Origin of the sequence: Sinanaerobacter sp. ZZT-01, assembly GCF_035621135.1 — a bacterium.
GTDB lineage: Bacteria > Bacillota > Clostridia > Peptostreptococcales > Anaerovoracaceae > IOR16.
Genome location: NZ_CP141728.1, coordinates 2,882,850 through 2,896,829 on the forward strand (window position 1 = coordinate 2,882,850; position 13,980 = coordinate 2,896,829).

A 13,980-nucleotide genomic window follows, 5' to 3' on the forward strand; every position below is an offset into this window, starting at 1 on the left:
AAAAGGAAATTCTCCTGTCATTTTTTAATTTGTTCCAATAAATATTCGGCAACTGCGGTAAAGACTTCAGCCTGATCATAGTAAGGTGCCATAATACTTAGAGCATTTTCTAAAAGTGTGACCGCTTTTCTTCTGGATTCTTCCATACCGTAAATGGCAGGATAAGTTGATTTGTTTTGCTGTGCATCTACTCCAACTTTTTTTCCCAGAGCTTCCTGGTTACCGCAAATATCTAAAATATCATCGACAATCTGATAAGCTAAACCTATGCATTCTGCATATGCGTTCAAATCACGGCGCTTTTGATCATCTGCACCTGACAAGTAAGCTCCGGCCATGATTGCAGAGATGATTAATGATGCTGTTTTGTTTAAATGAATATAATCAATCATTTCTTTGGAGCATTGCTTATTCTCATTTTCGATATCGGAAGCTTGGCCTGCGACCATACCTCGACAGCCTGCACCCTTTGAAATTTCATAACTTGCTTTGATACGGCAGATCAACTTGTCAAAATCATCGAAATAAAGAAGCATATCCTTATTCATCGCTTCAAAAGCAGAGGTTAAGAGTCCATCGCCAGCTAAAATTGCCATAGCATCGCCATAAATTTTATGGTTGGATGGTTTCCCTCTTCGAAGATCATCATTGTCCATAGCAGGTAAATCATCGTGAATGAGCGAATATGTTTGAATATACTCCATCGCACAGGCATAAGGCAAGGCTTGCTTAATATCATAGCCGCAAAAATCACAGGCAGCTAAAAGCAATACTGGCCGAATTCTTTTTCCTCCGGCAGATAAGCTATAACACATAGACTCATACAACGTAATACTTTTATGGTCAACTTCTGGCAAGAAATCTAAAAGATGATCTTCCAGCAAATTCTTTAAATGAGCATACTCTTTATTTTTCATAACTATTTCCTCCTTTTAGAATTCCATCTGTTCCTGTGTCTGTTTATCATAAATTTCAATTCGCTGTTCTGCTTCTTTCAATATTTGGTTACATTGTTCATAAAAAGAAATACCTTGTTCATAATGTTTCATTGCATCTTCTAGTGTTCCGTCATTTCTTTTCAATGCATTTGCTGCGGATTCTAAACCCTTTAAGGCCGCTTCAAATGACAGTTTTTTACTTTCAGTCATAGCTTATCATCTCCTCGTCCATATCATATTTCTCATCCACGGTACAGTGTAAACGCCCGTCTTTTAATCGTAAAAATATTTTATTTCCTGGATTAATTTGAGAAATCATATTAATAAGATTCCCATTTTCATCGGTAAGTATGCCATAACCGCGCTCCATAATTGACAAAGGATTGAGCGCATCTAGTTTTTCTTTCTGCTGCTGCAAACGCATTTTCTCATATTGAAGACGGTTTTGAAGGGAATCAGATAACTTTTGCTTATCATGCATTTGAATCTGCATAGTACTGTATTGGATGCGTTGTGATAAGCTTTGCTTTATATGGAGAATATAGTCCTGACAAATCTCTTGCAATTCAAATGTATTCGGCACTGACATATGTGCTGCTGCAGTTGGTGTTTCTGCACGATAGTCTGCTACAAAGTCGGAAATGGTAAAATCAGTTTCATGACCGACTGCGGAGATAATGGGAATAGTTGATGAAAAAATACTTCTTGCAACAACTTCTTCATTAAAAGGCCAAAGCTCTTCCATGGAGCCACCTCCTCTTCCAAGAATGAGAACGTCCAGCTCCGGAAATCTCTGATTGACAATTTCAATGCTTTTTGAAATGTCTTTTGCCGCTTCCGGACCTTGTACCAAGCAAGGATATACGATGATGTCTACATAGTTATTTTTTGATTTGATAATTTTAATGATATCTTGCACCGCAGCTCCGGTTGAAGAGGTTATTATCCCAATTTTTTTAGGGAAAAACGGAAGCTTTTTTTTATATTTTACATCAAAGATTCCTTCTGCTTCTAATTTTTTCTTCAGTTTTTCGAATGCAATACTTAAATTTCCTATTCCGGATAAGGTAATGTCTTTAACATTTAAAGAGTAGCTTCCTCCTCGTTCATAAACAGAGAGGTAACCGGTTGCTGTTACTTCCATTCCATCTGAAAGCTCATAATGGAGGTTTTTTAAATAATCCGCAGCATAAAAACAATTCAATTTACTGTTTTCATCTTTTAATGTAAAATAGACATGTCCAGAACTATGGTATTTTAAATTTGAAATTTCTCCAATCACAGATACATTGCCTAAAATTGGATCGGATTGTAAAATACGTTTTATGTATCCGTTCACTTGCGATACACGAAACGGTTTTAGTGCCATAATGCTTTCCCTCCTAATAAGGATATACCAACCGCGTTATCTGAAGAAAGCTTCGGCTCTCCGAAATAAAGATTCAATTTATCCTCTGAAAGCGATTCTAAAAGATACTTTCGCAGAAAAACACTCGCAGATACGCCTCCTGTAAATAAGATTTGATTGTTATCGGTTTGTTTTACCGCTTCTCTCGTTAGTTTGACTAAGGAATCACCGATTTTTAAAAATAATTCAAGGACCAAGGCGTCCTGCTTTTCTTTACTACCCTCTTTTTTCATTGCTTCCAATGTACGGATTGCCTGTGTTTCTATACCGGATACGTTCAGGCATAGATCTTTTAGTGGAATTGGTTTCAGATATTTCTGCTCTTTACATGGATTTTTTTTCCATTGAAGGAGTGCAATTTCATCCATTTCTTTTCCAGAAGGAAAGGCAAGCCCCATTGCAACACCAAAACGATCCAGTAATTGGCCAAAGGAGATATCCTTTGTACCCCCGATAATAGATAAATTCTCTTTCTTTACCTCTAACAATTCACAAGTCCCGCCGGATAGGTGGTAAGCGAGATAAGAAGTCTGCTCTGCAACAGGTGTATGGTAAGCAGCTGCTGCCAAATGCCCTTCTTGATGAGAAAATGTATAGTACGGTACAGAAAGTGCATGAGCGAGTACCGTTCCAAACTGCATTCCTGATTGAAAGACAGGCATATAGGATCCTTCAACAGGGCGTGGTCTGGTGCTAACAGAAATTGCTTTAATCTGCGAGCGAAACGGCTCAATAAGTGCTTCTTTCATAAGAAGGGGTAAATTCTCCATATGCTGAAAAAGGGCGTGTGATTGCCGTAGCCCTCTTTCGCCCTGTTTTACCACTAACGGTATCCTCTTATCCATTTGGATCGAACCATTTGCATCGGTTAATGCAATGGATGTTGTATAGTTACTGGTATCAATACCAAGTATCATTTCATCTCTCCATTATTATCTTGTAATTTATTTCGTGCTATTTTACCTAATACACCATTGATAAACTTCCCCGAATCGTCTCCCCCAAATTTTTTTGCTAAGTCGACCGCTTCATTTATCGAGACAGAATCGGGAATATCATCTCTATATAAGAGTTCTGCTATGGATAAACGTAATATAGCCAAGTCCACCTTGGCGAGACGATTAATCTTCCAATGGTTACTGTGTTTTTCGATTTGCTGATCTATCTCCGGCAGGTACGTATGAATTAAGTCATACATTTTTTCAAAGTAGTCTTTTTGATTGGATTCTTCTAAATTTTCTTTGGCCATTCTATTTTTTATAGAATCACTGTAATCATTTTGTACTTCCATTTGAAAAAGCATCTGCATAAATAGCTCTCTTGCTTGTGTTCTCCGCATACATTCCTCCGATTGTATTTGCTTTATCTATAACACCTGATCTGATTTCTAGTCTGAATGCAGCAGGTGCTGTATATACTTTTCCAGCTTTAGCTAGAATGAGTTTTGTTCTCATTTTGCTTGACATCAATACCTTGCACATGTATATTTACTGCTTTTACTGTTTCATCAAGCATATGTTCCACTTCTTTTTTTACACTTTTTTGAATATTAAAAGCAACTTCAGGTATCTTTACTCCTAAAAAAACAATGGGATATATATCTATCACAATGCCATAATCAGTTTGAGCAACCTTGATGCCTTTATAGAGAGGCTCTTTTCCCAGCATATTTGAAATGCTGTCGGTAATGCCTCTGCTTAAAGCTGAAACACCCTCAGTCTTTAGAGTGGCATTCATAGCGCACACAGCAATTACTTCGTCAGATATTTTTATCATACCATATTTTTCGTCATTTATTGTGCCCACTCCACTCACCTCTTGCTTATTATAGCAGAAATATGCAGAATAGACAACGCCTTCAAAGTTTAAAATTTACTTTGAATTACAATTTGATCCGCATTTCTTTCTGTTTCGCGCATAACGATATCATATATTTTAGCCACATCTGTTTGAGATAATTCCTGTTTATTTACAGTTACATTTACAGAGGTGTCTGTAATCAGAACCAAGGCATCGGCAAATCCTTTGTTTTCAATTAAATTTTCAACAACTTTTTCTTTATTCATATAGTCGATGATTTTCAGTTTTTGCTGGGTTGCATTCTTTTTCTCTGGTCCATCTTTTGTTTCATCAATCACAGCTGTAAGCATAGATAGAATTTCATTTCGATCCATATTAATGGTAGCACGAACTTCTTCAAAATAGGTATCTGTGTTTTTCAATTCTTCTAAATTGTCCGAGGTTACAACAGATGTTTCATCTTGGGTAGATTCACTCAGTGTTTCTTGTGCCTCGTCCCCTTCTTTATTTGTGATGGAAACCGAATCCTGACTCTTTCCAGGGACCTTTACTACATTGATGCTGTCTACCAGAACTTCTCCGTCATGCATCTGCATTTGTTTGGTTTCATAATCTTCATATCCAGCGGATGCACTGAGAGCATCTTTTTTGCTCAATTGGTTGTTTACCACACTGACACATACAATCAATGCCAACATACTCACTAAGACCACAATTTTTCTTTTTTCATACCTCACTTTTTTACCCCTCCATTTTCTCTATTCTTTTTCAAATACGGTCACGTTACCAGCCGATATATTAAATACGCAAGCAACAGCATTGATAATATCATTTTTAATAATGATATTGTCCGCACCTTCTGCGCTAACAATTACTCCATTGATTTTAGGACCGTCTTGTGATGAAGACGAAGAAAAAACGTTTGCTGTCTGTAGATCATCTCGATACGTAATGAATACATCCGTTTTTCCAACACCTTTAATTCCGCTAAGTATTTCAGAAAGCCGAATTTCTTCTCTTGTCGCTGAAGAAGATTCTTGCGTTCCGATATACTCTGTGCTTCCGTCATTGTCAACAATCTGTTTTCTTCCATCTTTACTTTGCGTCAGTACGTTTAATAGTATCAGACCCATAGAAGCGATAATTATAACCGTAATTAATTTAAAGAATAAATCTTTTATGTTTGTCTCATTGTTTATTAGCAGCTTCATTTTCCGCCTCCTTTTCTTTAATGAAAATATTCCTTTTTGACAGGTTTAAGCAATCAGAAAGGGCTTTTCGAATGTTCTCTTGCTCAGTCAAATCATTTGTGTATAGGATTACTTTATTCAGTTCACCGAATTGTCTGCTACTTCTATTCTCGTTAATGTATATTTCAATTACTGCCTCACTTATGCCTGAAAATTGCTTTTCCAACTCTTCTTTTATCCGTTCACTTATTTTTTCTTTGTATACATCCGAAATTTGCTTGGTCTGCACTTGAGAAAGATTATATTCTAAAATAGAATTCTCATCGGTTTCATAGGATTGAGAATTGGCTGCAGAATAAGGAATCGAGTAAAAAGCTGAAACATCTTTGTTTCCTAATGTTTGCAGAGGGTAAAGCATAACAGTGAGCAAAAGCAAAGAGAAGATAAATTTTAAATATCCCCGCATGCTTCCACTTGGAAGGAGCATTTCTAAAAATGAGATGGCCAAAACAATTAAGAAGACATTCCGTACCCACTCTAAAATAAAATTCATAACATCTCCCTTCAAGCTGTACCCATAGCAATGAGAATAGAAAGAAAAATTAAAAACAAAATAGCCCCAAGTAGCAGAACGATAGCTAAAGTTATTATGGTATTTCCAATCTCATCTAAACACACAGCAATTTTTTTTGATCCGATCGGTTCTGCAATGACGGCAGCGACCTTATAAACGATAGCGATGGCCGTTAGTTTTAATAATGGAATCAGCAAAATGGTAAGAATGAGAAGCAGGCCGAAGATTCCAATTCCATTTTTAATGATTTTTGTACAACTGAGTATGATATCCATAGAGTCGGATGCAAATCCGCCGATAATTGGAATGAAACGTTCAACAGAAAATTGCGCGGTCTTCATAAGCATCGTATCTACTGATTCCGTAGCAATTCCCTGTATTGCAGTTAAACCGGAAAATAATGTAACGGAAAGTCCCATGAGAAAAACTGCAAAACCTCTTAAAAATCCAGCTAATTTTTTAATGTAGTCTCTGTCTGAGAGGCTGTTTACCAATAAAAAAATGCAGGATAAAAAGATGGCTGGAAGGATTAATTGTTCCATTACTTTGGAAAGTAAGGTAATGGCTGCTAAAATAACGGGATTTAGAACACCGCCTGAGGTGATATTTCCCGTAGCAATCATCATAGGAACCAAAATGGGCAATAGCATTTGCATAACCGAGACCATCTGTGTAACGGCAATGCTGCAAAGATTATAGACATCTACAAAGTTTCTGAGGCATAATGTAGCAACAACGCAGCTGCAAATCATACTACCCATTTTGGATACAGTATGTTCGCCAAAGGAAGATGACATATTTTGTAGCAAATTGACAATCATACAAATCAGAAGAATTTGAATGCATAAAAAAACGGATGAGCGGACCTCAATGAAGAATAATTCTGTAATTCGGCCTAATAATTGATCCCATTGAAATAAAGGTTCGCCTTTTATTAAGCTTTGAATGATTTCCATTAGAGACATATTTTCAAAAATTTGTCCATGTGAATTTGCCATCCCCATAAGTTCCTGTAGCTGTTCCATATCCATTGAGGCCAGCTGCTCGTTAATTAAATTTTCCATTTCCAAGAGTATCACCTACTTTTTCATTGTATGGGAAGCAAGTTTTCTAAAAGTTCCAAAATGGACATCATAACTGGAACCGCAAGATAAAATATAAATAGTTTTCCGGCTAATTCTACTTTTCCGGCAATGGCAGATTCTCCTGCATCCTTACACAGTTGTGATGTGAAATCTGCCACGTAGGCAACAATTAATACTTTAATCATGACTGAAAAGAATGCTTTTCCGTAGGTGATTTGATTATAAATTGTATTGAGAAAGTCAAAAATGCTTCGCAAATGGTAAAGTAAAAAACCAAAGAGGAGTAAAACGGTAGAAATTACAATGTAAATTGCCAATTCTGGTTTGTATGCCTTTACAATAGACGAAAGAATCATGCCACAAAGACCAATGGCACAAATTTGAAAAATATCCATGGTCTTTGTCCTCCTAAAATTGAAACATTGTTTTAACTGCGATAAAAAAATCATTGATCATTTGTATAATAATGACCAATACAACAATAATTCCGGCCAGAGTAGTCATCATTGCTTGATCTTCACGCCCTGCCCGGATTAGAACTTGGTTTAAAACTGCAACAATAATTCCAATAGCTGCAATTTTAAAAATAATATCCACATCGATTGTCATAAGTGTTTCACCGCCTATCTTTTTATTCCTTTTTGTTTAACAATTTCTTTATACCATGTATATTCCTTGTCCAAAGTTTTATGCAATAAAAAATACCGAAATGAAATACTTAAATTAGTTTTTCATTTCGGTATTTTTGTTCTGAGATTGCTATTTGGGGTCTAATTTTTCTCTTCGGTCAGTCGACTTACGAAAACATTGTTTCAGAACTTCAGCATTCTGACTTTTTAGTGCGGATTGAATTATTTCTAGCTCTTTTTGAAAATTTTCAATAGAGTGTAATAAGTTTTCTTTATTTTCAAGAAACAGCTCTGCCCAAAGAGAGTCGTTCATATTTGCGATTCTTGTTAAGTCTCGATAGCTGTCACCGATAAAGCTTCCCGTATCACGCCCCTCTTTATCACTGTTAATGAGTGCGACTGCCATAGCGTGTGGCAATTGTGAAGTAAAACTGATCATTTCATCATGAAAATCTGGCGTAATCCGCTTTACCCTTCCAAATCCGATTTCTTTCATCAATTCTTCCATTTTATCTAAGTTTTCTGGACGATTGAATTTTGTAGGCGTAAAAATATAATTCGCACCTTGAAACACCGCGCTGCTGGCATAAGAAAGCCCTTTTTTTTCACGGCCTGCCATCGGATGACCAAATATAAAATCCACATTTTGTGGAAGAAGTTTTAAAACATCATCCAAAATAGCGCCTTTCACGCCAGCAGTATCTGTTAAGATGGTCCCGGCATGAAACAATTCTTTATTTTTCTTTAGAAAAGGAGCGATCAGCTTTGGATAAATTGCCAGTAAAATAAGATCCATTTCAGAGAGAAACTCTCTGCCGTCCGCACTGCCTTCACATATAATATTCATTTCTTTGGCCTGATTGATGGTTTGCGCATCGGTATCGATACCATAAACTTCTTTATATCCTTTTTCTTTCAGTGCTAAAGCAAAAGAACCTCCGATTACGCCTAACCCTACAATGGCTATTTTCATACTTGTACCTCTTTCACATAAGAACCTAATAGCTTAAAATCATACCGTCTTTTTTCAATGACGGAGAGTGTTTGTCTCACATTTTCACTTTGCAAGTCACCTTCAAAATCTAAATAAAGACAATATTGAAATGCATGCTCTTTTAATGGACGGGATTCGATTTTCACTAAATTTACATGATTGCTTGCAAATGCGCCTAATAGTTCATAAAGAAAACCGGCTCGATTTTCCATAGAGAGCATTGCACTGAATTTATTACTTTTCGGGTTTTGTTCTAATGTTTTACTGACAATAACAAAACGTGTAGTATTATTTTTTTGATTGTGAATATTTTTTTCTAAAATGGTCAGACCATATACCTTTGCTGCCCGTTCACTGCCAATCGCAGCCTTCCTTTTACAGTTTTCTTCCTTTACCAGTTTCACACTGACTGCGGTATTATGAAAAGGAATTAAGCTCCAATCAGGGAAACGACTTAAATAATTACTGCATTGCTCCAGTCCCTGAATATGGGAATAAACCTCTTTTATATCAAAAAAACTGGTATCTGGAAGGCCGATCAGGTGATGCCGAATTGAGCAATAAGTTTCTCCAACGATGTAACAGCCATATTGCTTCAAAAGATCATAGGTTACGGCAACAGCACCGGTAGAGGAGTTTTCAATTGGCAAGACTCCATAAGCAATTTCTTCTTTGTTCAGTGCAATAAATACATCCTCAAAATCTTGATACTCTTTTTTTGCTTGTTGTTCACCAAAATATCGAATCAACGCTTCCTCAGAGAATGAGCCGATTGTCCCCGGAAAACCAACTGTCTTACTTTTTGCTTCCATCTATGTCGCTCCTTTTTATACATTCATAAATCCCGATTGCGCATACTGCTTCAATTATAGGTACGGCTCTTTGTACAATGCACGGATCATGTCTCCCAGCTACAGAGAGGGTTGTATTCTCTTTTGTTTTAATGTTAATCGTTTCTTGTTCTTTGGAAATAGACGGAGTCGGCTTGATTGCTGTTCGGAAAATAATCGGCATTCCGTTAGTGATACCTCCAAGAATGCCACCGTTGTGATTCGTCTTTGCCTTTACTTGTTCTTTATCATAATAATAGGCATCATTGCATTCAGAGCCTTTTTTTTCTGACATTTTAAAACCAATACCGAACTCGACGCCTTTTACTGCAGGAACGGAAAAAAGTAAATGCGCAAGGGTGGATTCTACCGAATCAAAAAACGGATCTCCAATTCCGGCGGGAACTCCAATTGCTGCACATTCAATCGTTCCGCCAACGGAATCGCCGTCTTTCTTTGCAGAAAGGATTTCATTTTGCATGCATTCGGCTTTCTTTTCTTCTAATACAGGAAATGTTTGACTGTTTAAGTGAAAAAGAATTTCCTGTGTGATTGTTTTTTCTTGGAAGGAACTATCTTGAATTTCTCGAATTTGCTGGATGTGTGACCCAATAAAAATCCCCTTTTCTTTTAAAATCTGTTTACAAATAGCACCGCAAAAAACGAGGGGTGCAGTGAGCCGTCCGGAAAAATGTCCGCCGCCCCGGTAGTCATTTGCTCCGTGGTAGCGTACAAATCCAGGATAGTCTGCATGCCCGGGGCGCATAACTTGCTCTAAGACGGAATAGTCAGAGGAATGGTTATCTGCATTTGCAATCACGCAGCATAAGGGCGTTCCCGTTGTTTTTCCGTTAAACAGACCACTTAAAATCTGGGGTGAATCTGCTTCGTTTCTCGCTGTTGAATAGGTGTTTTTACCAGGAACACGACGCTGCATTTCCCGATTAATCTCTTCAAGGTCAATAGCAAAACCAGATGGAAGGCCATTGATGACGATTCCGATTCCACTGCCGTGGGATTCCCCGAAAATAGAAAGTTCTAATTGTTTACCCCATACTCCACTCATGGACACCACCTCCTAACTGTAAATAATCTTCGAAAAATTTTGGATAGGATTTTGAAACGCATTCATAGTTCTTTAATAAAATAGGTTCTTTACATACAGTTGCTGCAATTGAGAGCATCATAGCAATTCGGTGGTCGTTGTGACTCCAAACCTCACAGCCACCTGAAAGCTGTGAAACCCCTTCGATGTAAAAGCCATCTTCCAGTTCTCTAATTTTCGCACCTAATTGATTGAGTTCTTTGCAAACCGCAGAAATCCGATCACATTCTTTGAGACGTAGTCTTTTTGCATGGATAATTTGCGTTCTTTTTTTGTTCTGCAAAGCGGCTGTTAAGGCTATGATTGGCATAATATCCGGACATTGTGAGCCATCGATGGTAATCAAGTCTTGAGAATCATGCTCTTGAAATCTTTTTACTAATTCAATCACCGCTTTATCTCCTTGCTCTGAATTCAGTTTTAAATTTTTGACATTTACATCAGAACCTAATGCGTTCGCACAAAGGAAAAAAGCAGCCTGTGAGTAATCGCCTTCCATTTCATAAGGTATATTTTGATAAATTTGCTTTCCTTTAATTTCATAGACTTGATTGTCTTTTTTTTCAATATGAACGCCAAAAGATTCCATTACAGAAAGTGTTAGATCCAGATAAGCCTTTGATTCTAAGGGAGTCGTGATTGTTAATATGGAATCTCCATTTAAGAGAGGAAGTGCAAAGAAAAGTCCGCTGATAAATTGAGAACTGACATCACCTGATATGGAGTAATGACCGGGAAGTAACGTGCCTTTTACCTGAAAGTCAAGTGAATCGCCGTTTCCCTCTTTATGATTTATATTGCACTGTTCAAAGATTGGGAAAAAAGGAGTTAAAGGTCGCTTCCCAAGATTCCCTTTTCCAATGAAGCGTCCCCCATTCGTCAGAACCAAAGAAATAGGTATTAGGAACCGCAGAGTCGAACCTGATTCGTTACAGTCAATGGTTACATCCCCTCCCTCTCGAAGTGCTTGCATTCCTTTGATGGTAGCGAGCAAATCATCTGATAGATTTAATTGTAAAAAGGACTCTGCATTGCTTAAGGCACTGCAAATAACAGCTCTATGTGCAATACTTTTTGAGGGAGGCACAGCAACGGTTCCTGATAATTTTCTAGGTTGTATTTTTAAATTTCCCATAAAGTCCTCCCTTCTTTATACAAAAAGCTTTCTCCAATTTTTTTTAATAAGACAACGTTTAATTGATCTCCCATTTTCTTTTTATCGTTCATGATAGCGGCTCTAACTGCTCCAAAAGAAAGAGAAGGCAATTCAACAGATAAACCATGAGTGAGTAAAATCGTTTTAATTTTTTCAGCTGTTCCTGTTTCAGTCAATCCCAGTTGTTCACTTTTGCTCGTAATTTGGTACATACCGACTGCAACGGCTTCGCCGTGCGATAACCCTTTATAATGTTGGACCTGTTCGATTGCATGTCCTATAGTATGGCCAAAATTTAAAAGCATACGATTTCCTATATCCTTTTCATCTTCTTCTACAAGCTGCCTTTTTAAATCACAGCAGCGAAAAATAATTTCATCAATATGTTTCATAATTTTGCAGCGCTCAATATTTGCAGAAATCAGGTCAAATAAACATTTGTCTTTTATGCAGCCATATTTTATCACTTCTGCCATACCATCCCGAAAGAATTTATCTGGTAGGGAGGATAGAACAAGCGGATCGATAAAGACCGCTTTTGGATGGTAGAAATTCCCCACTAAGTTCTTACCCTGTGGAAGGTCAACGGCGACCTTGCCGCCAACTGAGCTGTCAACCTGTGCCAGAAGTGAGGTTGGTATTTGTATAAAGGGAATCCCTCTCAAATATGTAGCGGCTGCAAATCCGCCAATGTCACCAACAACACCTCCACCTAAAACAATTAGCAGATCTTTTCTGGTCATTGAAAATCGCAGAAGTTCTTCGTAGATTTTTTGGAGCTGGGACAATGATTTTGATGATTCCCCTGGCTCCTGCGAATAAACATGAACTGCAAAGCCCTCTTCTTTGAGAGAAAAAAGCAAAGCTTTTGTATACTTCGCATGAACATTGTGATCCGTTAACACAAAAATTTTATTTCCTTGATAAATGTTCTTTATTCTTTCCCCAACATCTACCAATAATCCATTTTTTATATGAATGGAGTAACTGTTTTCTCCTAAACTGACATTTAATTGTTTTTCCATAGATATCCTCACTCACTTATATCTAATTATTATCCCAGATTACAATTCTCTTCCTACTGCTTTTGCAATCGGACGAAGTTCTTCCATTACCTCGCCGAATAATTTTGGTTTAATGGACTGTTGCCCGTCACAAAGCGCATTTGCCGGGTCGTTGTGAACTTCTATAATCAGACCATCTGCACCAACGGCAATTGCCGCTTTTGCTAGGGGTTCTACCATCCAGTATTTCCCGGTTGCATGGCTTGGATCAACAACAACTGGAAGATGGCTTAATTCTTTAACTGCTGGAATCGCACTGAGATCAAGTGTATTTCTTGTGTAAGATTCAAAAGTACGAATGCCCCGTTCGCATAAGATAACCTGCTCATTTCCTCCCGACATGATATATTCTGCAGACATCAGCCACTCTTCAACGGTTGCGGATAAGCCTCTTTTTAACAGAATTGGTTTTGAGGTTTGACCTAATTGTTTCAAAAGATCAAAATTTTGCATGTTTCTTGCGCCTACTTGGATGACATCGACTTCTTGTTCGAAAATTTCTAAATCGTTTGTAGACATGATTTCTGATACAATCGGAAGCCCAGTCCTTTGACGTGCTTCCATCAGAAGTTCTAACCCATCGTATTTTAAGCCTTGAAATGCATAAGGAGAGGTTCTTGGTTTAAAGGCACCGCCTCTAAGGAAGTGTGCTCCAAGTTTTTTCACTTCATCTGCAATTCCGCAAATTTGTTCTTTATTCTCAACAGAACACGGGCCTGCAATAATGGTAAGCTGATTATCACCAATTTTTTTACCGCATACATCAATGACAGTCGGCAGTGGATGAAATTTCTTATTTGCCTTTTTGAATGGTTCGGCTACGTGCATCACACGTGCAACATTGCGATTCGCTTCTAACTGAGAACAATCGATTCTGCTGGTGTCTCCTACCAAACCTAAAACACAAAGTTCGGTACCTACAATTGGGTATACCTCTACACCTTTTGTTCTAACAAGTGCGGATAATTTATCAATTTCCTCTTGTAAGGTATTTGGTTTCAATACAATAATCATGTTTTTTCCCTCCATTTTCTAATTTTTAGTACCTAATTTGACAAATTCCATTAAATTTTCTACTTACTGGGAACTCCGAGTTCCCTTTGTGTATAAAAAAAGAGAACTCATCGCTGAGTTCTCAAAATTTTCAAAATAGTTTGACTAATTGATTTTGATGTTACAAGACTCATACGAATCGAAATATTTACAT

Annotated in this window: 18 protein-coding genes; all 18 read right to left on the reverse strand. The window is 37.5% G+C overall.

What is annotated here, in order from left to right; all coding sequences use genetic code 11:
- Positions 1-17: 17 nt before the first annotated feature.
- The 18 genes from U5921_RS13965 to aroF all read right to left on the reverse strand — a co-directional run bounded on the left by U5921_RS13965 (position 18) and on the right by aroF (position 13,787).
- Entirely contained in the window at positions 18-917 is a 900-nt protein-coding gene (locus U5921_RS13965) for a farnesyl diphosphate synthase (protein WP_324824069.1), read from the reverse strand.
- A 15-nt stretch (positions 918-932) separates the two neighbouring features.
- Positions 933-1,148 carry an exodeoxyribonuclease VII small subunit gene (xseB, locus tag U5921_RS13970; RefSeq protein WP_324824070.1) on the reverse strand — a complete coding sequence of 72 codons (216 nt, stop codon included), beginning with the start codon at positions 1,146-1,148 and terminating at the stop codon, positions 933-935.
- Positions 1,141-2,307 carry an exodeoxyribonuclease VII large subunit gene (xseA, locus tag U5921_RS13975; protein WP_324824071.1) on the reverse strand — a complete coding sequence of 389 codons (1,167 nt, stop codon included), beginning with the start codon at positions 2,305-2,307 and terminating at the stop codon, positions 1,141-1,143. Before xseA ends, xseB begins: the two co-directional genes overlap by 8 nt.
- Positions 2,298-3,263, reverse strand: a complete 966-nt coding sequence (locus tag U5921_RS13980; protein WP_324824072.1) for an O-sialoglycoprotein endopeptidase — start codon at positions 3,261-3,263, stop codon at positions 2,298-2,300. The genes xseA and U5921_RS13980 overlap by 10 nt, the downstream gene beginning before the upstream one ends.
- Entirely contained in the window at positions 3,260-3,685 is a 426-nt protein-coding gene (gene nusB, locus U5921_RS13985; protein ID WP_324824073.1) for a transcription antitermination factor NusB, read from the reverse strand. The genes U5921_RS13980 and nusB overlap by 4 nt, the downstream gene beginning before the upstream one ends.
- An 89-nt stretch (positions 3,686-3,774) precedes the next feature.
- Positions 3,775-4,152 carry an Asp23/Gls24 family envelope stress response protein gene (locus U5921_RS13990; protein ID WP_324824074.1) on the reverse strand — a complete coding sequence of 126 codons (378 nt, stop codon included), beginning with the start codon at positions 4,150-4,152 and terminating at the stop codon, positions 3,775-3,777.
- A gap of 59 nt (positions 4,153-4,211) precedes the next feature.
- A complete protein-coding gene (locus U5921_RS13995; protein ID WP_324824075.1) occupies positions 4,212-4,883 on the reverse strand; it encodes a SpoIIIAH-like family protein in 672 nt (223 codons plus the stop codon).
- A 21-nt stretch (positions 4,884-4,904) separates the two neighbouring features.
- Positions 4,905-5,357, reverse strand: a complete 453-nt coding sequence (locus tag U5921_RS14000) for a hypothetical protein (RefSeq protein WP_324824076.1) — start codon at positions 5,355-5,357, stop codon at positions 4,905-4,907.
- The gene (spoIIIAF, locus tag U5921_RS14005) at positions 5,335-5,889 is read right to left on the reverse strand and encodes a stage III sporulation protein AF (protein ID WP_324824077.1); all 555 of its coding nucleotides are present in this window, start codon (positions 5,887-5,889) and stop codon (positions 5,335-5,337) included. Before spoIIIAF ends, U5921_RS14000 begins: the two co-directional genes overlap by 23 nt.
- An 11-nt stretch (positions 5,890-5,900) precedes the next feature.
- Complete coding sequence (locus tag U5921_RS14010; RefSeq protein ID WP_324824078.1) at positions 5,901-6,974, reverse strand: stage III sporulation protein AE; 1,074 nt, start codon at positions 6,972-6,974, stop codon at positions 5,901-5,903.
- 23 nt (positions 6,975-6,997) lie between these two features.
- Complete coding sequence (locus U5921_RS14015) at positions 6,998-7,390, reverse strand: SpoIIIAC/SpoIIIAD family protein (RefSeq protein WP_324824079.1); 393 nt, start codon at positions 7,388-7,390, stop codon at positions 6,998-7,000.
- 13 nt (positions 7,391-7,403) lie between these two features.
- Complete coding sequence (spoIIIAC, locus tag U5921_RS14020) at positions 7,404-7,598, reverse strand: stage III sporulation protein AC (RefSeq protein ID WP_206458125.1); 195 nt, start codon at positions 7,596-7,598, stop codon at positions 7,404-7,406.
- A gap of 156 nt (positions 7,599-7,754) precedes the next feature.
- Positions 7,755-8,597, reverse strand: a complete 843-nt coding sequence (locus U5921_RS14025) for a prephenate dehydrogenase (RefSeq protein ID WP_324824080.1) — start codon at positions 8,595-8,597, stop codon at positions 7,755-7,757.
- Positions 8,594-9,430: a prephenate dehydratase gene (gene pheA / locus U5921_RS14030; protein ID WP_324824081.1), complete on the reverse strand. Its 837-nt coding sequence runs from the start codon at positions 9,428-9,430 to the stop codon at positions 8,594-8,596. The genes U5921_RS14025 and pheA overlap by 4 nt, the downstream gene beginning before the upstream one ends.
- A complete protein-coding gene (gene aroC / locus U5921_RS14035; protein WP_324824082.1) occupies positions 9,414-10,514 on the reverse strand; it encodes a chorismate synthase in 1,101 nt (366 codons plus the stop codon). Before aroC ends, pheA begins: the two co-directional genes overlap by 17 nt.
- Positions 10,495-11,688, reverse strand: coding sequence for a 3-phosphoshikimate 1-carboxyvinyltransferase (locus U5921_RS14040; RefSeq protein ID WP_324824083.1), 1,194 nt, complete (start codon positions 11,686-11,688; stop codon positions 10,495-10,497). Before U5921_RS14040 ends, aroC begins: the two co-directional genes overlap by 20 nt.
- Complete coding sequence (gene aroB / locus U5921_RS14045; protein ID WP_324824084.1) at positions 11,676-12,734, reverse strand: 3-dehydroquinate synthase; 1,059 nt, start codon at positions 12,732-12,734, stop codon at positions 11,676-11,678. The genes U5921_RS14040 and aroB overlap by 13 nt, the downstream gene beginning before the upstream one ends.
- A 39-nt stretch (positions 12,735-12,773) precedes the next feature.
- Positions 12,774-13,787 carry a 3-deoxy-7-phosphoheptulonate synthase gene (gene aroF / locus U5921_RS14050; protein WP_324824085.1) on the reverse strand — a complete coding sequence of 338 codons (1,014 nt, stop codon included), beginning with the start codon at positions 13,785-13,787 and terminating at the stop codon, positions 12,774-12,776.
- Positions 13,788-13,980: the final 193 nt, after the last annotated feature.

What these genes read in the sequence shown, in the direction of transcription:
- aroF (WP_324824085.1), bottom strand. Translation starts at nt 13,787, where the DNA reads ATGATTATTGTATTGAAACCAAATACCTTACAAGAGGAAATTGATAAA.
- U5921_RS14010 (WP_324824078.1), bottom strand. Translation starts at nt 6,974, where the DNA reads ATGGAAAATTTAATTAACGAGCAGCTGGCCTCAATGGATATGGAACAG.
- U5921_RS14040 (WP_324824083.1), bottom strand. Translation starts at nt 11,688, where the DNA reads ATGGGAAATTTAAAAATACAACCTAGAAAATTATCAGGAACCGTTGCT.
- nusB (WP_324824073.1), bottom strand. Translation starts at nt 3,685, where the DNA reads ATGCGGAGAACACAAGCAAGAGAGCTATTTATGCAGATGCTTTTTCAA.
- aroB (WP_324824084.1), bottom strand. Translation starts at nt 12,734, where the DNA reads ATGGAAAAACAATTAAATGTCAGTTTAGGAGAAAACAGTTACTCCATT.
- pheA (WP_324824081.1), bottom strand. Translation starts at nt 9,430, where the DNA reads ATGGAAGCAAAAAGTAAGACAGTTGGTTTTCCGGGGACAATCGGCTCA.
- U5921_RS14015 (WP_324824079.1), bottom strand. Translation starts at nt 7,390, where the DNA reads ATGGATATTTTTCAAATTTGTGCCATTGGTCTTTGTGGCATGATTCTT.
- U5921_RS14000 (WP_324824076.1), bottom strand. Translation starts at nt 5,357, where the DNA reads ATGAAGCTGCTAATAAACAATGAGACAAACATAAAAGATTTATTCTTT.
- U5921_RS13965 (WP_324824069.1), bottom strand. Translation starts at nt 917, where the DNA reads ATGAAAAATAAAGAGTATGCTCATTTAAAGAATTTGCTGGAAGATCAT.
- xseB (WP_324824070.1), bottom strand. Translation starts at nt 1,148, where the DNA reads ATGACTGAAAGTAAAAAACTGTCATTTGAAGCGGCCTTAAAGGGTTTA.
- xseA (WP_324824071.1), bottom strand. Translation starts at nt 2,307, where the DNA reads ATGGCACTAAAACCGTTTCGTGTATCGCAAGTGAACGGATACATAAAA.
- U5921_RS14025 (WP_324824080.1), bottom strand. Translation starts at nt 8,597, where the DNA reads ATGAAAATAGCCATTGTAGGGTTAGGCGTAATCGGAGGTTCTTTTGCT.
- U5921_RS13980 (WP_324824072.1), bottom strand. Translation starts at nt 3,263, where the DNA reads ATGATACTTGGTATTGATACCAGTAACTATACAACATCCATTGCATTA.
- spoIIIAF (WP_324824077.1), bottom strand. Translation starts at nt 5,889, where the DNA reads ATGAATTTTATTTTAGAGTGGGTACGGAATGTCTTCTTAATTGTTTTG.
- aroC (WP_324824082.1), bottom strand. Translation starts at nt 10,514, where the DNA reads ATGAGTGGAGTATGGGGTAAACAATTAGAACTTTCTATTTTCGGGGAA.